This is a genomic window from Comamonas sp. Z3, assembly GCF_008121565.1.
GTDB lineage: Bacteria > Pseudomonadota > Gammaproteobacteria > Burkholderiales > Burkholderiaceae_C > Comamonas > Comamonas brasiliensis.
The window spans coordinates 227,889-249,954 of the sequence record NZ_VOQU01000009.1 but is presented as its reverse complement, the minus strand read 5'-3'; the positions used below and the strand labels follow the sequence as shown (position 1 = coordinate 249,954).

Below are 22,066 nucleotides of genomic sequence, written 5' to 3'. Positions count from 1 at the left end.
CCGACTGCTGGGCCGTCCCGGCCGGATTACAGCGCTGCAGCGCTTCCTCGATCACATCCAGAAGCACGACAACGTGTGGGTGTGCCGCCGTATTGATTTGGCTCGCCACTGGGCCGAGCGTTTCCCTTGCAAGGATTGATTGCGTCATGGCTTTGACCCTGGAACAACTGAATGCCGCCGATGCGGCAACCGCCACCGATCTGCTCGATGGCCTGTACGAGCACTCCCCCTGGATTGCCGCCAAGGCGCTGGAGCAGCGTCCCTTCAAGTCCATGGCGCATATCAAGCACGCCATGGCCAAGGTGCTGGCCGAGTCCAGCGAGCAGGCCCAGCTCGATCTGATCCGCGCCCACCCGGAGCTGGCCGGCAAGCAGATGGAGACCAACACGCTCACCGCCGAATCGACGAATGAGCAGAAGAAGGCGGGCCTGACCAACTGCACGCCCGAAGAGCTGGAGCACATCCGCAAGCTCAACGCCGAATACGGCAAGCGCTTCGGCTTCCCCTTCATCCTGGCCGTGCGCGGCGCGCGCGGTCTGGGTCTGAGCAAGGCCGAGATCATTGCGACCTTCGAGCGTCGCATGTTCAACCATCCGGCCTACGAACAGGCCGAGGCACTGCGCAACATCCACCGCATCGCCGAGATCCGCCTGAACGACAAGTTCGGCTACGAACCCGTCGAAGGCAACGAAGTCTGGGACTGGCAGGAACGCCTGTCCACCAACAGCGACCCTGGCTATGCCGAAAAAGGCCAGCTGACGGTGACCTATCTGACCGACGCCCACCGCGCCTGCGCCCAGCGCATCAGCCACTGGATGCGCGAAATCGGCTTCGACGAGGTCGAGATCGACGCCGTGGGCAATGTGGTGGGCCGCTACAAGGCGGCCACCGAAGGCGCCAAGACCCTGCTGACCGGCAGCCACTACGACACCGTGCGCAATGGCGGCAAGTACGACGGCCGCCTGGGCATCTTCGTGCCCATGGCCTGCGTCAAGCAACTGGTCCAGCAAGGCAAGCGCCTGCCCTTCAACATCGAAGTGGTGGGATTCTCGGAAGAGGAAGGCCAGCGCTACAAGGCCACCTTCCTGGGCTCGGGCGCCCTGGTGGGCGACTTCAAGCAGGAATGGCTGGAACAGAAGGACGCTGACGGCATCACGCTGCGCGAAGCCATGCTGCATGCCGGCCTGTGCATCGACGACATCCCAAAGCTGGAGCGCGACCCCGCCAAGTACCTGGGCTTTGTGGAAGTGCACATCGAGCAGGGCCCCGTGCTCAACGAGCTGGACATTCCCCTGGGCATCGTCACCTCCATCAACGGCAGCGCCCGCTATGTCTGCGAATTCATCGGCATGGCCAGCCACGCCGGCACCACGCCCATGGACCGCCGCCGCGACGCCGCAGCCGGCGTGGCCGAGCTGTCGCTGTACATCGAAAAGCGCGCCGGCCAGGATGGCGACAGCGTGGCCACCATCGGCCAGCTGAACGTGCCCTCGGGCTCGGTCAACGTGGTTCCCGGCCGCTGCCAGTTCTCGCTGGACCTGCGTGCCCCCACCAACGAGCAGCGCGACGCCATGATCAACGACATCATGGCCGAGATGGCAGCGATCGCCGAACGCCGCGGCCTGCGCTACACCACCGATCTGTCCATGAAGGCAGCGGCTGCACCCAGCGCTCCCGAATGGCAGAAACGCTGGGAAAACGCTGTCGACGCACTGGGCGTGCCCCTGTTCCGCATGCCCAGCGGCGCCGGTCACGACGCCATGAAGCTGCACGAAATCATGCCCCAGGCCATGTTGTTCGTGCGCGGCATGAACGCCGGCATCAGCCACAACCCGCTGGAAGCTTCCACCTCCGACGACATGCAACTGTCCGTGGATGCCTTCACCCACCTCCTCCACCAACTGGCTCAAGAACAGCAATGACCAATATGAATCAAGACAAGCAAGCCACCTACGCCGCCATCGATGCATGGATTGACGAGCACTTCGACGAAGAAGTGAAGTTTCTGCAGGCCATGGTGCAAGTGCCCACGGACACACCTCCCGGCAACAATGCCCCCCATGCCGAACGTACTGCCGATCTGATCAAGGGCTTTGGCTTCGACGCCGAAAAGCACGTCGTGCCCGAAGCCGACGTCAAGGCCTACGGCATGGAATCCATCACCAACCTGATCGTGCGCCGTCCCTACGGTGACGGCGGCCGCACCATCGCCCTGAACGCCCACGGCGACGTGGTGCCTCCGGGCGAAGGCTGGACCAAGGACCCCTACGGCGCCGAGATCGAGGACGGCAAGCTCTATGGCCGTGCCGCTGCCGTGAGCAAGAGCGACTTCGCCTCCTTCACCTTTGCCGTGCGTGCTCTGGAAGCCGTGGCCAAGCCCAGCAAGGGCGCTGTGGAACTGCACTACACCTATGACGAAGAGTTCGGCGGCATCATGGGCCCCGGCTGGCTGCTGGAAAAAGGCCTGACCAAGCCCGACCTGATGATCGCAGCAGGCTTCAGCTACGAAGTTGTGACCGCTCACAACGGCTGCCTGCAGATGGAAATCACCGTGCAGGGCAAGATGGCTCATGCCGCCGTGCCCCACACCGGCGTGGACGCGCTGCAAGCCACTGCGGTGCTGCTCACGGCGCTGTACGCCGAGAACGTGAAGTACAAGCAAGTCACTTCCAAGGTGCCCGGCATCAAGCACCCCTACCTGAACATCGGCCGCATCGACGGTGGCACCAACACCAATGTGGTGCCCGGCAAGGTCATGCTCAAGATCGACCGCCGCATGATTCCTGAAGAGAATCCCGTGGAAGTCGAAGCCAGCATCCGTGCTGTCATCGCCAAGGCCATCGCCGACTTCAACACCCAGGGGGGCTACACCGGTGAAGACGCCGTGCGCGTGGACATCAAGCGCCTGCTGCTGGCCAATGCCATGACCCCGCTGGATGGCAACAAGCCTCTGGTCGACGCCATCCAGGCCCACGGCGAAGCCGTCTTCGGCGAAAAGCCTCCCGCAGTGGGCACGCCTCTGTACACCGACGTGCGCCTGTACGTCGAGCGCGGCATCCCCGGCGTGATCTACGGCGCCGGCCCCCGCACCGTGCTGGAATCGCACGCCAAGCGCTCCGACGAGCGCCTGGTGCTGGAAGACCTGCGCCGTGCCACCAAGGTGGTGGCGCGTTCGCTGGTGGACCTGACTGCCTGAGCACCAACTACCGTTTGAACGCCTAGCCTTCTCCAGACTGGATGGAGGTTTTTCAAGGAGCCTGGATTCGTCCGGGCTCTTTTTTTTATGTACGCGACACCCGCAGGTCGGTAGGCATTTGCTCGGCATGGCTGAGGTCCACATGGCTGGCCAGAAAATCCAGCACTGCCCGCGTTCTCACCGGGAGCTGGCCGGGCTTGCCGACATACACGGCATGGATGGGCTGCAGATCTCCGGGATTGAAGTCTTCGAGCAGCGCCTGCAGCCTGCCCGCGTGCAGATCCTCCCAGGCGTGATAGAGCGACAGCCGCGCCAGACCAGCCCCGGCCTTGGCCAGGTTGGCCATGGCCTCGCCATCGTTGACGCGCAGCACCTCCCCCATGCTCACCGTCACCGCCTTGCCCGCCACCACAAACGGCCAGTGGGGAATGGCCCGCGGGTAGTTCCAGCCAATGCGCACATGGCCTGACAGCTCATCGGGATGGGCCGGCCTGCCAAAGCGCTGCAGATAGTCGGGCGAGGCCACGATCACCTGGCGCGTGTGACCCAGCTTGCGCGCCACCATGTCCGAAGACGGCAGCTCTCCCCAGCGCAGGGCGATATCGGCACGGGCCGCTATCAGGTCCACGACATGATCGGTAAAGCTGAGGTCCAGCTGCAGGCCCGGCCAGGTCCGCATCAGCGGGCCGACCAGTGGCACCAGCAGGCGATTGCCGGTGGAGGAGCTTGCATTGATGCGCACCACGCCGGTGGGCTGGCCCTGCCGGGTAACCGAGGACTCCAGCGCCAGCCAGTCCGCCAGCAACTGCCTGCCCTGCTCCAGCAACTGCTCGCCCTCCGCCGTCAACTCCAGCCGCCGGGTGCTGCGACGCAGCAGTTGCACGCCCAGCCGGGTCTCGAGCCGGGCCACGATCTTGCTGACCGCCGAGGGCGAGACCTCGCGCAGGCGCGCCGCCGCCGAGAAGCTGCCCTGCTGGGCCACCAGCACAAAGGTCTGCAGCTCCACAAAGCGGTCCGATCCCTGCTCCTGAGCGGTCGGCATAGCAATCGATTTCTTCATGAATCACATCATAGAGATGCGATTTATTCCGCACAGGAACAAATGCTTGTCCGCATCAAGGGCTAGCGCGCCTTCTGCCGCAGGTTCACAGTTCAGCCCTTCGCGGTATTTTCACAAGGACGGTTCTTCATGCCTGCAGCATTGCTTGCGCTGGCCGCCGGTGCCTTCGGCATCGGCACCACGGAATTCATCATCATGGGCCTGCTGACCCAGGTCAGCCAGGATCTTCATATCTCCATCCCCACGGCGGGCACGCTGATCTCGGGCTATGCCGTGGGCGTCGCCGTGGGCGCCCCTGTGCTCACGCTGGCCTCGCGCCGCTGGCCGCGCAAGCTGCTGCTGCTGAGCCTGATGCTGCTGTTCATCGCCGGCAATGCCGCTGCCGCCCTGGCACCCAGCTATGGCTGGCTGCTGGCAGCACGCGTGCTGACCTCGCTGACCCACGGCACGTTCTTCGGCGTAGGTGCGGTCGTCGCCACGCAACTGGTGGCACCCGAGAAGAAAGCCTCGGCCATTGCACTGATGTTCTCCGGCCTGACCCTGGCCACGCTGCTGGGCGTTCCCTTCGGCACCTGGATCGGCCAGCACTGGGGCTGGCGCATGGCATTTGCCAGCGTCAGCGGCATCGGCGTGATCGCGCTGCTGATCCTGCTGCGCCATGTGCCACGCGCACTCAGCATGCCCAACCCTCAGGGCCTGACGCAGGAGCTGGCCGTGCTGCGCAATCGCGCCATGTGGCGCGGCCTGTTGTTGACGGTGATCGGCTTCGCTGGCGTCTTCACCCTCTATACCTATATAGAGCCGCTGCTGACCCAGATCACGGGAATGGACAACCGCATGATCGCCTTCACCCTGCTGCTGTTCGGCGCGGGGCTGGCCCTGGGCAACCATGCGGGCGGCAAGCTGGCCGACCGCTTTGGCGTGCAGCGCGCGCTGTGGGTGTCGCTGGCCACCTTGATGCTGGTGCTGATCGCGGGCCGCTGGATGTTTGCAAGCACGCCACTGGCGATTGCCTTTGTGCTGCTGCTGGGCATTGCCGCCTTTGCCACCGTGGTGCCGCTGCAGATGGGCGTGCTGCAATCTGCGGGCGAGGCCGGCATGAATCTGGCGTCCAGCCTCAATATCGCGGCCTTCAATCTGGGCAATGCCCTGGGTGCCTGGCTGGGTGGAGCGGTGATCGCGCAGGGCCTGAGCCTGACTTCGCTGGCCTGGGCTGCCGCTCTGCCTGCGGCCGCAGCGCTGCTCATGGCCAGCCTGGCTCCACACCGGGCCAGTTCCGGCCAGTCACCGGCCATGGCGGCAGGCATGCATTGAGGGGGCAGGCTGAATAGCGTGGCCGCCTCGGCAGCCGCTACAACGCATTCCCGCAGCGCACTCCACACCCAAGGCGACCTCAAGGTCGCCTTTTTTGCGTGCGCACCACTTCGGCATGGTTCTTGCACCGCTTTGGCTCCTGTTGCAGCGCAGAGCCTCTTGGCGGGCCTCCATGCACGCTTTTGCACGGAGGTGCACCAATTCCGGGCTCAATGCCTTTTTTTGCACCTTCCTCAACGCTAATGCATGCGAGCGATCCTCGCTTGGCAGCCCGCTTTCTTTCACTAGATGTTTCAAGACCCGAAACCTGCGCGCGCATAACCGGAGCCAGATCCGCGCCGATTGCATATCGCGCAAGATCCGCTATGAAAAACAAAGCACCTACCGCTTGATATCAATAGGTTTCAATATGTTTTATTCAGAAAATTAGAAAAACAAAGAGTTAAAAGCTACATATTTGATAGCAATTAGTAGTTACCTTAGATGGTTATGCACGAAAAACATAACCATTGGCATCCCATTCAGAAACCGAAATTTGAGCAGGGTTTACCGCTAGATGCTGCGCGTTATGAGCTGTATACACTTTTTGTATGGATTGCATGCCGTTCGCAAATCGCATGCCAACCTGAAGCCAATATAGAGTGAGGAGACATGTTTTTATGACATCCCAAGTGCATCCCGTGGATGAGGTTCTGCCATTTGGCAAGCTCACCGCCTTAGGTCTGCAGCACGTTCTGGTCATGTATGCCGGTGCCGTCGCCGTGCCGCTGATCGTGGGCCGTGCCCTGAACCTTCCTCCGGAGCAGGTCGCGCACCTGATTTCTGCCGACCTGTTCGTCTGCGGCCTGGTCACCCTGATCCAGGCCATGGGCGCAACCCAGTGGTTCGGCATCAAGCTGCCCGTGATGATGGGCGTGACCTTTGCCAGCGTGGCCCCCATGGTGTCCATGGCACAGAGCACCGGCGGCAACGCCGGCGCAGGCCTGATCTTTGGCTCGGTGATAGGCGCGGGGGTGATCTCCATCCTCATTGCGCCGCTCATCAGCCGCATGCTGCGCTTCTTCCCTCCGGTCGTGACGGGCACCATCATCGCCGTCATCGGCATCAGCCTGATGCGTGTAGGCATCAACTGGATCTTCGGCAACCCCGTAGGCCCGACCGCCCCTTCCGTACCCAACCCCGAGCATCTGAAGTGGCTGGCCGAAGCCCAGGCCATGGCCGGCGCCCCCGGCTCCTCGCTGCCCGCCATTCCCAAGGGCTTCTCGGTGCTGCCCACCATGCCCAACCCCAAGTACGCCGATCTGCAGGGCGCTGCGGTCTCGGGCATCGTGCTGCTGTCCATCCTGCTGATCGCACGCTTTGCCAAGGGCTTCCTGGCCAATATCTCGGTGCTGATGGGCATCCTGATCGGTGGCGTGATCTCCGTGGCCATGGGGCTGATGAACTTCGAGAAGGTCACCAAGGCCGAGTGGTTCACCCTGGTACTGCCCTTCCAGATCGCCATGCCCGTCTTCGACCCCATCCTGATCCTCACCATGAGTCTGGTGATGGTCGTGGTGATGATCGAATCCACCGGCATGTTCCTGGCCCTGGGCGACATGGCCAAGCGCGACATCACGCAGGACGAGCTGACCCGCGGTCTGCGTACCGACGGTCTGGGCACGCTGATCGGCGGCATCTTCAACACCTTCCCCTACACCAGCTTCTCGCAGAACGTGGGTCTGGTGGCCGTGACCGGCGTGCTCAGCCGCTGGGTCTGCGTGGCCGGTGGCGTGATCCTCATCGTCCTGGGCGTGCTGCCCAAGATGGGGGCCCTGATCGAATCCCTGCCCACCGTCGTTCTGGGCGGCGCAGGTCTGGTGATGTTCGGCATGGTGGCTTCCACCGGCATCCGCATCCTGGCCAATGTGGATTTCCGCAACAACAAGAACAACGCCATGATCGTGGCAGTGTCTATCGGCGTGGGCATGATTCCTCTGGTTGCCCCTAATTTCCGTCAGTGGATGCCCCATTCCATCCATCCACTGATTGAATCCGGTATCCTGCTGTCCTCGATTACCGCCGTGGCATTGAATCTTTTCTTTAACGGAGCCGCCAAAGACAACAGCGCTGCCATCAACGCAGCACGTGAGGCTGACGCTCACTAAACGCCAGTCCGAAGCGAACGCCGGCTTACCCGCCAGCCCAAGCCCCCTGCCGCCCCACAGTGCGCCAGGGGGTTTGTTGTCGATACAGTTGAAGCAAAACAGACCTGACTCAAAATGCTTCTTGCCATCCGGTAAGCTCCGAGAAGCAACTTGCTGATAAATATTTCGTATGACACAAAACCTGTCCTCCGCCGAACAAGCCCTGCGCGATGCGGCCCGCGAATACCACCGCAGCCCCGTCAAAGGCAAGATTTCCGTCACCCCTACCAAGCCCCTGTCCAACCAGCGTGATCTGTCCCTGGCCTACTCGCCGGGCGTGGCCTATCCCTGCCTGGACATCGAGGCAGACCCCTCGACCGCCGCCGAGTACACCTCGCGCGGCAACCTGGTCGGCGTGATCACCAACGGCACCGCGGTGCTGGGCCTGGGCGATATCGGCCCGCTGGCTTCCAAGCCCGTGATGGAAGGCAAGGGTTGCCTGTTCAAGAAGTTTGCCGGCGTGGACGTCTTCGACATCGAACTGGCCGAGCGCGATCCCGACAAGCTCATCGACATCATTGCCTCGATGGAGCCCACCCTGGGCGGCATCAACCTGGAAGACATCAAGGCTCCCGAGTGCTTCTACATCGAGCAGGAGCTGTCCAAGCGCATGAACATTCCGGTGTTCCATGACGACCAGCACGGCACGGCCATCATCTCCAGCGCCGCTTTGCTCAATGGCCTGGAACTGGTGGGCAAGGACATCGGCGCCGTCAAGGTGGCCGTCTCCGGCGCCGGCGCGGCGGCCATTGCCTGCGTGGACGTGATGGTGGGCCTGGGCATCAAGCGCTCCAATGTCTACATGGTGGACTCCAAGGGCGTGATCTATGAAGGCCGCCCCGGCGGTCTGGACGCCTCCAAGCAGCGCTACGCTCAGAACACCGAAGCCCGCACCCTGGCCGACGTGGTCGACGGCGCCGACGTGTTCCTGGGCTGCTCCGCTCCCGGCGTGCTGACTGCCGACATGGTCAAGACCATGGCCGACAAGCCCATCATCCTGGCCCTGGCCAACCCGGAGCCCGAAATCCGCCCCGAACTGGCCAAGGCCATCCGCCCGGATTGCATCGTGGCCACCGGCCGCTCCGACTATCCCAACCAGGTCAACAACGTCCTGTGCTTCCCCTACATCTTCCGTGGCGCGCTGGACTGCGGCGCCACCAAGATCACCGAAGCCATGAAGCTGGCCTGCGTGCGTGAAATCGCCGCCCTGGCCAAGCAGGACGTCAGCGACGAAGTCGCCGCCGCCTACCAGGGCAAGGAGCTGACCTTCGGCCCCGATTACCTGATCCCCACGCCCTTCGATACACGCCTGATCCTGCGCATCGCTCCCGCCGTGGCCCAGGCCGCCGCCGAATCCGGTGTCGCCACCCGCCCCATCGAGGACATCGCCGCCTACCGCGAAAGCCTGACCCGCTTTGTCTACCAGACCAGCATGTTCATGCGCCCCGTGTTTGCAGCCGCCAAGGCCAATCTGCAGCGCGTGGCCTATGCCGAAGGTGAAGACGAGCGCGTGCTGCGTGCCGTGCAGGTTGCCGTGGACGATGGCCTGGCCAAGCCCATCCTGATCGGTCGCCCTGCCGTCATCGAAGCCCGCATTGCCAAGGCCGGCCTGCGCATCCAGCTGGGCAAGGATGTGGAAATCTGCAATCCCGAAGACGATCCCCGCTTCCGTCAGTACTGGGAGACCTATCACAAGCTGATGGGCCGCAACGGCGTCACTCCCGAAGCCGCCAAGGCTGCGGTGCGCCGCTCCAACACCCTGATCGCCGCCCTGATGGTGCACCTGGGTGATGCCGACGCCATGCTGTGCGGCCTGGTCGGTCGCTTCGACAGCCACCTGGCCCATCTGGAAGATGTGCTGGGTCTGAAGAAGGGCGCCAACGAGTTCGCCACCGTGAACGCCGTGATGCTGGAATCCGGCACGCTGTTCGTGGCCGACACCTACATCAACGACGCGCCCAGCGCCGAAGAACTGGCCGAGATCGCCAAGATGGCTGCCGACGAAGTGGCCCGCTTCGGCCTGCCCCCCAAGGTGGCCTTCCTCTCGCACAGCAACTACGGCTCGTCCACGCGTGGCTCGGCCCGCAAGATGCGCGCTGCACGCGACCTGTTCGCGGCCGCCAACCCCGGCATCGAGTGCGATGGCGAAATGCACGGCGACGCGGCACTGGACGCCAACGTGCGCAGCCACTCCCTGCTGGAGTCCTCGCTGACCGGCGCGGCCAACGTGCTGATCTGCCCCAACCTCGACGCCGCGAACATCCTGTTCAACGTGCTCAAGACCACGGGCGGCCATGGCACCACCATCGGCCCCATCCTGATGGGCTGCTCGGCCTCCGCCCATGTGCTGACGCCCTCCTCCACCGTGCGCCGCGTGGTCAACATGACCGCTCTGGCAGCCGCTCAGGCCATCGCACTGCGCAGTTGATCAAACGGCACCTCTCGGGCATCCCGCCCGAGGCAGCCACAAGAACGCCCTTCGGGGCGTTTTTGTTTTGCTCTCGAACCTTCACGACGACCCTTGGTTCGCCGGCCGTGACCATTGCCAGCGTCGCCAAGTCAAGCGATGAAAAGTGGCTGGCACTCCCTATGCAGCAAGCGCGGCACGCTATGGTTTTCATGAACAGGACAAAATATGCGCAATGCCGGACAGCGTGCAATCCTTGTGTAGAATCCTGCCATCCGGAGGTTTGGGTGAGTGGTTTAAACCAGCAGTCTTGAAAACTGCCGAAGGAGTGATCCTTCCGTGAGTTCGAATCTCACAGCCTCCGCCACATTGAACTAAGTCGTTGAAATCGCTTCAGATCAAGGAGTTTTACTCCTGAAGTGGTACAAATGACTGGTACACAGCGGCAGCAAAAGGTTCGGTCAGCAAAGGACGCTGACATGCCAACCTACATGCGCAAGGACGACCACGGTTATCGTTTCCTTCGTCCCATCCCCCAAGATTTGCGCCCACGTTTCGCAAAAGCCAACTTCGTTAAAAGGCTCGGGCGAGACTACAAAAAGGCCAAAGAGCTTTGCGCCTTGCTGACCGTGCAAACAGATCGCGAGCTTGCCGCAGCTCGATCCAACCAAACGCAAGCAACTTCCATCGGCTCTTTCTTGAAGCTGCCCCGTAAGACGCGGCTTAAAAGTCTCTCCATCAGTCCAGAGCTCCCAGGGCAAATCGCTTCCCTCTTTCTGAGCACGCTAGACGCGGATGCCCAAGCACGCAAAGAGGGGATGAGCGATGAGGAGTTCGAATCGCTGGATGCGAACATCCAGGAAATGCTCCCCCTCATCAACCGAGCAGTAGCTTCAGGAAATGTTGGCAGATTCCACGAATTCGTGAACCAGCTCATGGTGTTTCGTGGCTATCAATTAGAGGCAACCGACGCGCAATGGCAAGCACTCACCTACGAAGTGCTGACACATGTGAAAACTGGGTACAAAACTCTCGCGGCTCGACAGCAAGGCGAATCCCTCGGATCACCTGATCTTTCAAAACTGCCACCGCCGCTTGAAGCAGTATGGGAGGCGCAGCCAGAACGCGCGCCGACTCCACAGGTAAATCGTTTGGCAGACATCACACCTCACTACAAACGCTATCTATCCCCAAAATATCCCAAAACCCAGTCTACTTATCTGTCGATTTGGCAGCGATTTGTTGACTTCGCAGAGAACAAGCCCCTGCATTTGGTTAGCTCAGATGATGTCTACAACTTCCTGGAAAACCGTCTGCAAGACAAAGAAGCGGCTTGGAGCTACAAGTACGTAGCAGGCCGCGTAAAAAGAGCTTTGCACACTGCATTTGGTATTGGGAAAACAAAGAAACTCATCAACAACAACCCAGTGGTAGAACTAGATGTGATGCCTACTGTCGACGCCAAGCAAGAAAAACTTCGCCAAAAGCCCCGCTTTCCTTATCAGTCCGACCACCTCAATAAATTATTTGCATCAGACTGGTACAACCCGAACTCGTCAGCTTGGCGAGGCAAGATGAAAGACGATCTTGGGGCTCGCTACTGGATTCCGCTCATCTGCATGTGGCATGGATTACGCGTCAGCGAGGCAGCTCAAATACAAGTAGAGGATGTGCTACTCAAAGACTTAGGTATCTTGATTCAAGATGGAGAAACCGAGTTTGGCCCTGCTCGAGCTCTTAAAAATGAAGCATCGATGCGTGTCGTACCGATTCACCATGTTCTTATACAACAAGGTTTTGTCGACTTCGTCCGCAGCGTCATGAACCACTATTCGAAGGGCCCCCTCTTCCCGGCAGCCCTTCCTGAATGTGATGGAAAATCACCCAAGTGGGGACGAGCATACGAGCAGCCATTTGTTCGTTTTGTACGGGATAAGTTAGGTTTCGGTAGCGGCTATGGCAATCACAGCTTCAGACACTCTCTGGAAGACAGAATCAGAGCAGCAAACGTTGAAGACCAATGGCCTAAAGGGCTAGCACAAGCCTATACAGGCCGAGCATCAGTGCGCCCCCAAGACAAAGGCGAAATCGAAAAAGAAGGTAGTGAAAGACACTATGGATATGGATACGAACTTGAAGCGTTCAGACCCTACATCCAACGAATCACCTACCCTAATGTAAAGCTTCCACCCCCCTTTAAAGATTGGCTCCAAGGGAGAGTCATCATAAGTAAGCGACTGCTTTCACATGTGCAGCGATGGAGAGAAGAGACCCATAAGACCCCGTAGCTTAATGAGGCGCAGGCTTCAAAAAAAACAGTCACGATGCTCATCATCCTCTAACTTGCGCGCTATACAGGTTTGAGGGCAGATTTTGGAAGGCAAGTGTCTGTGCAAAATAGGCTCTCATGTGTCATGAAGTTTCCTCACCTCTCTTGGCCCGGCTTTTGCCGGGCCTTTTTTCATCCCCGATGCTGCATCCCAGCAGGAGGAAACATGCTTCAAAGTAGCTACAAGTGAATCGCCCCGGGGGCGATTCAGCGAGGACAGCACCCAAGGTGAACTGAGGCTTCATGGATGCGTTTCCTCCTCTTCTTCCCTGGGCGTTACTGTCCGGGATCTTTTGCGTCCCTGGCTTGTGTCCTGGCCGTTTCGGCGGTATTCAAGACTCCAAGCATCTAGCCGTGGGAATAGCCCGAAGTAGCATCCCCTGAAGTGCGGGCATGGTCCCAGCAAGGCCCGTAGAGCACGCGTCAGCGGGCGGACGGGCTGCGCAGCGCCCCAGCGCGGAGAGCACCCGCAGGGACGCGCAGGCCTCACGGCCGTAGCGGCTGACTGGCCCCCAGGCCAGGCAGTGCATAAGGGGGAGCCGCCGGATCTACGACGCCCTCAGCGTCGAGGCGCCCCAAGCGCCGGTGGGATCGGCGGGGGTGCTAGCACCCCGGCCCCGGGCGCAGCTCGGGCAAATCGATTCGTAAAGGTGAGGCCGACAGCTTGCTGGGGCCGAGGCGGTGCGCCCTTTGGGGCGCATGAAGAAGCGGTTTGCCCGAGCTCGCTCGGGGCCGCAGTGCAGCACGGCACTAGCCGGGCAGTTGGGGGTAGGCCGTCCAGGCCGTGAAGCCCCCGACGGTGCACGCAAGCAGGACACGAAGTGCCTGCGCGCAGACGGTTTTTGCAAAAAACCGTCGTAGTGTCTTTGGGGCCCGTAGGCGCTGCCCTGGATCTTGGCAAGGGCTGGGGACTCCGAGCACGAAAAAATCAGGCGAGGACACCTTTCCGACGTTGTCCGAGAACGAGAAAGTGGCCTGCAAATACAGAGTGATTTCGATGGCAGCCAAGCACAGGTGGAGGGTCCCTTCCGACTTTATGCAACCTTGAGCCGTATAAGTACCGAGGCATCGGTATATCTGGCAGACATGTGCACGGCGCTATACGCTTGTATGAATACACGCAACAAAGGCGCTGCATACCGCCTACAAGCCCTGCACCTCCTGGCTGCAACGGGGTACGCATCCACTCGCCAAGTCGCCCGCCATCTCTGGGGACGATGTGATGAGAACTCGCGCCGTATGGCACGCCGCACGCTCACGTGGCTGCTCAATCGGAAGCTCGTGGTGAGCAAGCGGGAGTCCGTCTGGAGCGTCAGCGCCGGCAGCGGTGAGCTACTGTATGCACTGAATCGTGCGGGCGTCAACGTAATCAAGCAGCACGGCAACAGCCTGATAGCAGAGAAAGCGCATGCTCGGGACTACATCCGGCATGCTCACAGCCATCGCTCGGCGTGTAACAGCGTCTATGTCGCTTGGCCAACTGACGAGGTGTTCTCGGAGCTGAGCGTGCGGGCCGGGGAGTGTGATCTAACGCGCTTCGAGTATTGCCACAAGGAAGAGCAGATAGCAAAAATCCCCGATCTGGTGGCTGTCGAGGACGGCCGTTTCGTCTGGATAGAGGTCGAAAACTCATGGCGAGGTGAAGGCGATCTTGCGAAGCTGATTGACTGCATGCGCATGATGTTTGGGCGAGATCACGGAATCTCGCGAATGCACTTCGTTGTGACGTCACCGGCTGCTCGCACAATTGGAAAACGGATCAAAAACCGGCTCACGCATAGGCCTGAAACAGGCTGGCCAAGACAGATCAAGGAGCTTGATGCACGCATCCTCGCTTTGCATATCGCTGTGTCCGAGCTCGATCCGGAAACGCTTGAACTGCGAGAAATTACACTGTAATAAGAAAAAAAACCCATCTTGATATGGGATTTTTCAGAAGCTACTTCGCAGTGCGTATTCTGGATGAGTTGACCGCCTGTGCCGATTGCGGCTGACCAGTCCGCTGGTCGTGACTGAGTTCGGCCGAGGCTGTGTGAAAACTCGTCTAAGTAAGAAATTTAGGGGTCATCTAACCCTTCGCCCCGACGAGTTGGGATGACCTCCTCATGTCAACTTTCATAAGCTTCGCGTGTGCTATAGATGAGCCGGTATGGCTTTAGGGAATGTCTGCTCAGGGTTGACATGCGACTATCGCAGCTCGGCCAGTGGCAGTCCTTGAAGGCACTTCCCGAATTGACTGCTCCTGGCTGTGGATTCAACCGGTCGATGCAACACAATGACCGCCTCTGGCGGAAGGAGTGTTGGAATGAAGCGAAGACCGCGGATTTACTACACCGAAGCTCAGAAGGCCCTGATGTGGGACCGCTGGAAAGCTGGTGATACCTTGCACGAGATCGGCAAGCTGTTTGACCGACCGCACACATCCATCCACACCATCCTGAGTGCAACGGGTGGCATCCGGCCTCGTGCAAGACGCCGATCTCACTTGACTCTGTCTCTGGCAGAGCGCGAGGAGATATCGCGCAGTTTGGCCGCAGGTGAGTCCGTCCGCTGTGTAGCCAAACGCTTGAAACGAGCAGCGTCCACCATCAGCCGTGAACTCCTGCGTAACGGCGGCAAGACTTGCTACCGAGCTACAAAGGCAGACGAGGTGGCCTGGGAGCGAGCACGCCGCCCAAAGACGTGCAAGTTGGCCTGCAACCCTGAGCTGGCGCAAATCGTGGCGGGTAAATTGCAGAGTCAGTGGTCGCCAGAGCAAATAGCAGGGTGGCTCAAACGAACTTGCCGGTTGCGGCTGACCACTCCGCTAGTCGTGACCAACCGAGTTCGCAGCCAGAAGCTGTTGTCCAGCGCATGACAGCGAACGACAGGTTGAATCGCACCGGCTTCCGTGGAGGCTCAACTCCTGAGAGGATTGAGTCATGAACACTAAAGCTGCTCGTTTTAGCCCCGAGGTACGTGAACGTGCCGTACGTTTGGTGCAGGAATGCCAAGCGGATTACGCATCACTGTGGGGTGCATGTGAGTCGATAGCCCCCAAGATTGGCTGCTCTGTTAGCACCCTGCATGGATGGGTGCAGCGCAAAGAAATAGATGCAGGCCAACGGCCAGGGTTGACCACGGATGAACGTGAGCGACTCAAGCAACTTGAGCGAGAGAACAAGGAGCTGCGCCGAGCCAATGACATCCTCAAGGCTGCGAGCGCTTTTTTTGCGCAGGCGGAGCTGGACCGTCGCATCAAGAGCTAATTGACTTTGTAGACCAGTATCGCGATGCCTATGGGGTCGAGCCAATTTGTAGGCTGCTGCAAATTGCCCCATCGGGCTACAGGCGCAGGGTTCAGCAAAGAAACTGCCCGTGGCTGCGCTGTAAGCGCAGTCAATCGGACGAAGAACGCTGCACCCATATTCAACGTGTGTGGCATGCCAACTGGCAGGTTTATGGGACGGTCAAAGTCTGGAAGCAGATGCACCGAGAGGGCTTACCCATTGCCCGCTGCACCGTACAACGACTGATGCGCAAGCTGGGCCTGAAAGGCGCAAGGCGTGGCAAGAAGGTGCGCACAACACGTCCAGATGCAGCAAGGCCATGCCCGCTAGACCTCGTCAACCGCCAGTTCACAGCTCAGCGCACTGACCAACTTTGGGTCGCAGACTTCACCTATGTATCAACGTGGCAAGGGCAGATGTTTGTGGCCTTTGTGATTGATGTGTATGCCCGCCGCATAGTGGGCTGGCGGGTTAGTAGCCACATGCGCACGGACTTTGTGGTGGATGCTTTGGAGCAGGCGCTGTATGCAAGGCGGCCTTCAAGTGACACGGAGCTCATTCATCACTCCGACAGGGGCAGTCAGTACGTTTCCATTCGCTACACAGAACGTTTGGAGGAAGCTGGCCTGATGCCTTCGGTGGGTAGCACTGGAGATTCCTACGACAACGCTCTGGCCGAAACCATCAACGGGCTTTACAAAACGGAGGTCATCTACAAGCGAGGGCCGTGGAAAACACGGGAATCACTGGAGCTGGCAACACTGCAATGGGTGCACTGGTTCAACCACGGCAGATTGCTGGAATCCATAGGACATATACCGCCAGCGGAGGCTGAGGCAAACTACTGGCGGCAAGTTGCCAAGACCGTGCAGGCTGACGCCTGCACTTCAACAAACTAGCCTCCACCAAACCCGGTGTGATTCACAATGGGCCATAGCATTGAGGCAGCGCAGTGGATGGCAAAAAGCTGTCGTGGCTCTTGCCAATAAAAATGCTCGCATCCTCTGGGCGTTGATGACACGTCAGCGCAGCTACGAAACCAACCATATCAGTACCAGGCCAAGCGAGCTCATCGCTTAAGCCCCAATCCTTAACTTGCCAGACGTGAAATCAAAGATGCAATAGACAGGTCAGACCAGCAGCAGACAAGCTCGCTTGTTGCATTGTGAGTCCAAGGACATCACGAGATTTGAATGGAGCCCTGCTGCGCGGTTTGTTTCTTGGGGCGCACACCAAAGTGCAAAACCCCGTCTGTAGATGTGCAGTCTGTTCCTCGTTTTACGCATCGTGATCACACGGCAGTCAGGTCTATCAAAAAAGAAAACCATCAGCGCTTGCTTTTATGGGAAGTCTCTGTAATGCAACAACGCCGCCCACGAAAAAAATCGCATCGCATTTCATCGGTAAAAAATTGATCTATTGAGATCGAAAATGATCGATGTCATGAATATTTCATGATCCATTGATAAATTTCGATCATGAAATTTGCAAAACCATTCAAAACTGTCATCTTTGATCTGGATGGCACCTTGCTCGACAGTTGGCCCAGCTTGCAGGCCACGCTGCACGAGGGCTTAAACAGCCGCACGCTGGATATGCCCTCTCTCAAGCTCGAGTTGAGCGCAGGCATCGCTCCCATGTTGGCACTGGCTGCTCAACAAGCGGATCTTCGAGGCTCCGAACAAGAAGCAGCGCAAACCCAACTCATGCGCAGCTACCTGAGCCGCTTTGTGCTGAACGCCACCGTGTACCTGGGCGTACCCGAATTGCTGGCCCGACTGCAAGCTCAAGGCCTGAAGCTGGGCATCTGCACCAACCGCGACCGTGCAAGTAGCCTGCAACTGCTGCGCCACCACCAACTTAGCGATTTTTTTGAAGCCGTGGTCTGCATCGATGACACACCTTTTCCCAAGCCCAGCCCCGAGCCTTTGCATACCTGTCTGCAACTGCTGGGTGCCACACCATCCGAGACCTTGTTCGTAGGTGACTCGGGAATCGACGCCAGCTGCGCACACGCCGCGAAAGTTGCTTTTGCAGCCCATGTACGCGGCTATCACCGCAATATGCATGAGCTTGAGCCCAGCGTACTGAGGTTTGATGCTTATGAGCAGTTGAACGACATGTTGGAGGCTTGAAGCCATGGCTGACATCCACCTTCGTAGCATTTCTAAACGCTATGGCGACACGACCATCCTCGATCAGTTGGACTTACAGATTCACGACGGAGAATTTTTGACCTTGCTGGGTGCGTCTGGCTGCGGTAAATCAACCTTGCTCCGCTTGCTCGCTGGCCTCGAAGCACCAGACAGCGGTGACATTCAAAGCCAAGGCCAAAGCATGCTGAGCCAAAAACCTGCACAGCGCGATTGCGCCATGGTGTTTCAAACCTACGCGCTGTATCCACACATGACTGCAGGCGAGAACATTAGTACGCCTTTGCTGATGCGCAAGCTCTCGTTTTGGCAGCGCCTGCCGGGCATAAAGTACCTCAACCCTTCGGTACGTGCTCTTCGCAACGAGATTGAGCAAGAGGGTAAACAGGTGGCGCAGGTCTTGGGCATTGAGCACCTGTGGCAACGCAAGCCTTCGCAGTTGTCGGGCGGACAGCGACAACGCGTAGCACTCGCTCGCGCCATGGTACGCAAGCCTTCGCTGTTTTTATTCGACGAGCCTTTGTCCAACCTCGACGCCAACTTGCGTCAGGCCTTGCGCGCCGAGATTCGCGCGTTGCACCGCAAACTCGGCGTAACCTTTGTGTACGTGACGCACGACCAACACGAAGCCATGTCCATGTCTGACCGTGTGGCTGTGATGAAGAACGGAAAGATCTTACAGCTCGACACCCCTGAGGCTTTGTTCAAGCGCCCTGCCAGCCAAGAAGTGGCGAGCTTCGTGGGCTCACCTCGCATCAATCTGTTGCCGCTTTCTGCGGTGAAGCTGAATGATGGTGTGTTGCCGCCAACTTCGGCCGTTGTCGTAGGCATTCGCCCGCACCAATTCATGTGGACAACACAAACAGGTTGCTGGAGCGTTTTGGCACAGGTGCAGTCGGTAGAGTACGCGGGCAGCGAAAAAGTAGTGGTGGCACAAGGCGAGCATCACGAAGCCATGACCATACAAACCGAGGCCACCCAGCCAGTACATGAGACACAAACCGTCACCCTATACATACAGCCTTCAGAGCTGATATTTTTTGATGCGCATGGTCGCCGTCTGGAGGCATAAGCATGCACATCTCACGTCTGCAAACCTCGCTCATGCTGCTACCCAGTTTGATCTTGACGGTTTTGCTGCTGCTGGTGCCCATGTGCCTGGTGGCAGTGATGTCGCTGACCGACTGGCAGTTTGGATCCGACCAGTTTGCATGGGTCGGCCTGGACAACTACCGCGAACTGTGGGACGACGCAGGATTTCGCAAGTCCTTTACCAACACGGTGCACTATCTGCTGTGGGTGTCACTGGGCAGCATCACCGTGGGTTTGGTCAGCGCCTTGCTGGTTGAAAGCCATACAAGTTGGCGCGGCTTCTACCGCACGGCACTATTTTTGCCCGTGGCCTCTACCCTCATTGGCATGGCGGTGGTGTGGCAGTTCATATTGCACCCCACGATGGGATTGCTCAATCAGTTGCTCGCATTGATTGGGGTCGGGCCCTTCAACTGGCTCAAAGATTACGAACTGGCGTTACCAACGTTGGCTGCCATTGGCATCTGGCAAATGTCAGGCTTAGCCATGGTGATGTTTTTGGCGGGTCTCAAAGGTATTCCAGATGAGCTGCGCCAAGCTGCTTGGCTTGATGGTATGTCACATCCGCTGGATCGCATGTTTCGCCTGACCTTACCTTTGCTCGGCCCCACCATGTTGTTCGTGGTGACGATCTGTGCCATTCGCGCCCTACAGGTATTCGACACCGTGCATGTGATGACACAGGGTGGTCCCAACAAGGCCACCGATGTGCTGCTGCACAGCATTTACGCCGAAGGATTTGGATTTTTCAAGATGGGCTATGCCTCGGCTATGACGGTCGTGTTTGTGACCGGCATCTTTGTGCTCACGCTTATTCAGCACAAGGGCATGGAAAAAAGGACGCACTACTGATGATGGCCGATCCCTTATCCCCCTCCTTGGCCAGCCGCTTTGCGCGCCATGTCGTGTTGATGAGTCTAGCCCTCATTTATCTGCTGCCTTTTGTGTGGATGCTATCGATCTCACTCAAGCCCGCGAGTGAGATTTTCGATGCAGGTTTTAACCTCATCCCCCGCGAATGGGCTGCCTGGGAAAACTACAGCGCAGCGCTCACACGCGTACCGCTGCTGCGATATTTGCTCAACGGTGTGGTGGTGTGCGCTGGCATTTTGGTCGTACAAATTGCGCTGGCATTTCCGGCCGCCTACTGCTTCGCCAAGATCAAGTTTCGCGGCCATGACCTCGCATGGGGCTTAACCATGCTGTCACTGATGGTGCCATTTCAGGCCACTGCCATTCCGCTGTACATCTTTTTGTATCACTTAGGTTTGCTCGACAGCTACTCGGCCTTGATCCTGCCCTTCATCGCGTCTGCCTTTGGCATGTTCATGTTCCGGCAGTCCATCAAAAGCATTCCCGATGACCTCATCCACGCCGCAAGGCTAGATGGCATGGGTGAGTTCGAGTTGGTGTGGCGCGTGCTGCTGCCGGCCTGCATGCCTACCGTGATCGCTTTTTCGATCTTCTCGGTGGTCTGGCACTGGAACGACTACTTCTGGCCCCTGCTCGTCATCAATACCCAAGACCTCGCTACACCCCCGCTGGGAACCATGTTCTTTGCCAACGAAGAAGCCGGCAACGATTACGGCCCGCTGATGGCCGGCACGGTACTGATCACCATTCCCCTGGTTGTTTTTTTCTTGTTCGCGCAAAAGCGCTTTATCGAAGGTGTCACCTTTTCAGGTGTCAAAGCTTGAAGGAAGTCATGATGAAACTGAAATTCATTGCAGCTGTTACAACCGTGCTCTGCACCATGGGTGCTGCCCATGCCGCCAAAATCGAGCTCGTGGTGGACTACGTCTACCCTGAGATGTTCAACGAGACTCAAGAAGTCATCGCCAAAAAGTTCAACGAGAAGTTCCCTGATTACTCGGTCAAGTTCCGTGCACCCACGCCTGACTACGAAGTGGCCGCCCAGCAAGCACTACGCCATGCAGTGACCAAGCAACTGGCCGATGTGTCTTTTCAAGGTCTGAACCGCCAGCGCATCTTTGTGGACCGCGGCATTGCTGTGGATCTGAAGCCCTTCATCCAAGCCGAAAAGAACTGGGACAAGAGCGGCTACAGCGCATCGCTGATGGAGCTGGGGCAAATTCAAGGCAAACAGGTCGGCATTGGCTTTGCTCTGTCCACCCCCATCGTCTACTACAACATGGACTTGGTGAACAAGGCAGGTACCACCGTCGATCAACTGCCCAAGACCTGGGACGATATCATCAAGCTCGGCGAAGCTTCACGTAAAGCCAGCCCACAAACGGGCGGCATTTACTTCGACTGGGGCATCACCGGGAACTGGTTGTGGCAGGCGCTGCTGTTTGCCGATGGCGGCAAGATTCTCGACAGCACCGAAAAGAAGGTGGCATTTGACGATGCCAAGGGCCTCAAAGCCATGAACACCATGAGCTCCATGGTGCAAAACGGCACCATGGCCAACATCAGCTACAAAGAAGCAGCGCAAATGTTTGCGGCTGGCAAGCTGGCCGTGCTGTCGTCGTCCACCTCACGCTTGGGCGTGATGGAAAAGCAAATTGGCGACCGTTTCAAACTGGTGACCGGGATGTTCCCCGTAACCACTAAAGGCGGCAAAGTACCTGCAGGAGGCAACGTAGCCATGATGTTTGCCAAGGACCCCGAGCGCCAAAAGGCCGCGTGGGAGTTCATCAAGTTCGCCACCGGCCCCGAAGGAGCCACGGTTATGACCAAAAACACCGGCTACTTCCCAGCCAACACCTTGCCAATTGACGACCCCAAGGCACTCAAAGGCTACTACGAAAGCAACCCCAACCAGTACACCGCGGTGAAGCAGATTCCTTGGTTGACTGGCTGGTATGCCTTCCCTGGCCAGAACGGCTTAAAAATCACTGACGTAATTGATGACCACGTGCAAACTGTGTTCGACCGCTCGAAGCAACCCGCCGATGCACTCAAGGCCATGTCTGCCGACGTGCAAAAACTTCTCGACTAAACATCAGAACTGCACGCTTTGGAGCATGCGCTTGCACGCCTTGTGTGAGCACATGCCCCGACCTCACGCAGCCTAGCCCCCAGCACGCTAACAGC

General features: G+C 58.8%; 14 protein-coding genes, 1 tRNA gene, 2 pseudogenes and 1 other annotated feature. Of the genes and pseudogenes, 16 read left to right on the top strand and 1 reads right to left on the bottom strand.

From position 1 onward, the window contains the following. From FSY59_RS27805 to FSY59_RS24635, 3 genes and pseudogenes are all read left to right on the top strand, one after another. Nucleotides 1–139: pseudogene (locus FSY59_RS27805) on the top strand (allantoinase); the annotation flags it as partial. A 7-nt stretch (nt 140–146) separates the two neighbouring features. Continuing rightward, on the top strand, nt 147–1,922 hold the full coding sequence (gene uraD / locus FSY59_RS24640; RefSeq protein WP_003052427.1) for a 2-oxo-4-hydroxy-4-carboxy-5-ureidoimidazoline decarboxylase: 1,776 nt from the start codon (nt 147–149) through the stop codon (nt 1,920–1,922). Then, on the top strand, nt 1,919–3,196 hold the full coding sequence (locus FSY59_RS24635; RefSeq protein WP_003052425.1) for a M20/M25/M40 family metallo-hydrolase: 1,278 nt from the start codon (nt 1,919–1,921) through the stop codon (nt 3,194–3,196). The genes uraD and FSY59_RS24635 overlap by 4 nt, the downstream gene beginning before the upstream one ends. 85 nt (nt 3,197–3,281) lie before the next feature. On the opposite strand, the gene FSY59_RS24630 is transcribed toward FSY59_RS24635, so the two are convergent. Then, complete coding sequence (locus tag FSY59_RS24630) at nt 3,282–4,256, bottom strand: LysR family transcriptional regulator (protein WP_003052423.1); 975 nt, start codon at nt 4,254–4,256, stop codon at nt 3,282–3,284. A gap of 129 nt (nt 4,257–4,385) precedes the next feature. Between FSY59_RS24630 and FSY59_RS24625 the strand changes: the two genes are divergently transcribed. From FSY59_RS24625 to FSY59_RS24560, 13 genes and pseudogenes are all read left to right on the top strand, one after another. Further along, a complete protein-coding gene (locus FSY59_RS24625) occupies nt 4,386–5,570 on the top strand; it encodes an MFS transporter (RefSeq protein WP_148729816.1) in 1,185 nt (394 codons plus the stop codon). 659 nt (nt 5,571–6,229) lie between these two features. Further along, on the top strand, nt 6,230–7,717 hold the full coding sequence (locus FSY59_RS24620) for a nucleobase:cation symporter-2 family protein (RefSeq protein ID WP_003052419.1): 1,488 nt from the start codon (nt 6,230–6,232) through the stop codon (nt 7,715–7,717). Nucleotides 7,718–7,886: 169 nt separating this feature from the next. Continuing rightward, a complete protein-coding gene (locus tag FSY59_RS24615) occupies nt 7,887–10,184 on the top strand; it encodes an NADP-dependent malic enzyme (protein WP_003052418.1) in 2,298 nt (765 codons plus the stop codon). Nucleotides 10,185–10,440: 256 nt separating this feature from the next. Continuing rightward, nucleotides 10,441–10,530 (top strand) — tRNA-Ser (locus FSY59_RS24610). A gap of 112 nt (nt 10,531–10,642) precedes the next feature. Then, complete coding sequence (locus tag FSY59_RS24605; RefSeq protein ID WP_148729815.1) at nt 10,643–12,451, top strand: DUF6538 domain-containing protein; 1,809 nt, start codon at nt 10,643–10,645, stop codon at nt 12,449–12,451. 1,127 nt (nt 12,452–13,578) lie between these two features. After that, nucleotides 13,579–14,391 (top strand): replication-relaxation family protein, encoded by an 813-nt coding sequence (locus FSY59_RS24600; RefSeq protein ID WP_158529941.1) that lies wholly within the window; start codon nt 13,579–13,581, stop codon nt 14,389–14,391. A gap of 406 nt (nt 14,392–14,797) precedes the next feature. After that, nucleotides 14,798–15,274: pseudogene (locus tag FSY59_RS27960) on the top strand (transposase); the annotation flags it as partial. Between the two features lie 139 nt (nt 15,275–15,413). Beyond that, nucleotides 15,414–16,660 (top strand): IS3 family transposase gene (locus tag FSY59_RS24590; protein ID WP_229227497.1). Its coding sequence is split into 2 segments (ribosomal slippage): nt 15,414–15,705 and nt 15,705–16,660, totalling 1,248 coding nucleotides; the frame shifts between segments, so codons are not numbered across the junction. Further along, nucleotides 15,695–15,811 (top strand) — a sequence feature (AL1L pseudoknot). It overlaps the preceding gene by 117 nt. A gap of 579 nt (nt 16,661–17,239) precedes the next feature. Then, on the top strand, nt 17,240–17,896 hold the full coding sequence (locus FSY59_RS24580) for an HAD family hydrolase (protein WP_019042131.1): 657 nt from the start codon (nt 17,240–17,242) through the stop codon (nt 17,894–17,896). Nucleotides 17,897–17,900: 4 nt separating this feature from the next. Continuing rightward, nucleotides 17,901–18,986 (top strand): ABC transporter ATP-binding protein, encoded by a 1,086-nt coding sequence (locus tag FSY59_RS24575; protein ID WP_019042132.1) that lies wholly within the window; start codon nt 17,901–17,903, stop codon nt 18,984–18,986. Nucleotides 18,987–18,988: 2 nt separating this feature from the next. Next, nucleotides 18,989–19,858: a carbohydrate ABC transporter permease gene (locus tag FSY59_RS24570; protein ID WP_019042133.1), complete on the top strand. Its 870-nt coding sequence runs from the start codon at nt 18,989–18,991 to the stop codon at nt 19,856–19,858. Beyond that, nucleotides 19,858–20,703 carry a carbohydrate ABC transporter permease gene (locus tag FSY59_RS24565; RefSeq protein WP_019042134.1) on the top strand — a complete coding sequence of 282 codons (846 nt, stop codon included), beginning with the start codon at nt 19,858–19,860 and terminating at the stop codon, nt 20,701–20,703. Before FSY59_RS24570 ends, FSY59_RS24565 begins: the two co-directional genes overlap by 1 nt. A gap of 8 nt (nt 20,704–20,711) precedes the next feature. Continuing rightward, nucleotides 20,712–21,971 (top strand): ABC transporter substrate-binding protein, encoded by a 1,260-nt coding sequence (locus tag FSY59_RS24560; protein ID WP_029158307.1) that lies wholly within the window; start codon nt 20,712–20,714, stop codon nt 21,969–21,971. Nucleotides 21,972–22,066: the final 95 nt, after the last annotated feature.